This is a genomic window from Rhodococcus sp. B10, from assembly GCF_011770055.1.
Classification (GTDB): Bacteria; Actinomycetota; Actinomycetes; order Mycobacteriales; family Mycobacteriaceae; genus Rhodococcoides; species Rhodococcoides kyotonensis_B.
The window spans coordinates 1-397 of the sequence record NZ_JAAFYV010000124.1; the positions used below are offsets into that span (position 1 = coordinate 1).

At 62.0% G+C, this 397-nt stretch carries 1 protein-coding gene; it reads right to left on the reverse strand.

All coding sequences use genetic code 11. From position 1 onward, the window contains the following. Window positions 1-291 (reverse strand): transcriptional regulator BetI (gene betI, locus RhoFasB10_RS25960; RefSeq protein WP_167679365.1); only part of this gene is annotated, 291 nt, incomplete at its 3' end. Between the last annotated feature and the right edge of the window lie 106 nt (window positions 292-397).

Genomic DNA, 397 nt, shown 5'->3' on the forward strand with positions numbered 1-397 from the left:
GTCGTCGAAGTTGCCATCGACGATGGCACGCAACTGCTCGCGGGGGTCATCGCTGGCCTCGGCGCGGTAGCGGGCGACGGCGTCCTTCAGTTCGCGCAGGATCTGCCGCATTGCAGCATTGAGCAGGCCGTCCTTGTCGCCAAAGTAGTGGGCGACGATGCCGCTGGACAGCCCTGCCTTCTTCGCGATGGTGGCGACGGTCGCGTCGGCCATGCCGATCTCGTCGATGGTCTGGAAAGTGGCCCGGATCAGCTGTTCGCGCCGTACCGGTTCCACGCCTTTCTTCGGCATTGTCTCTCCACGGATTGCGACCCGAAGGATCGGCTGCCCGCCATTATGCTTTTTATTGATTGAACGTTCAATCAATAAACCCTAGGATGCGCTCGCGCCCCACGCC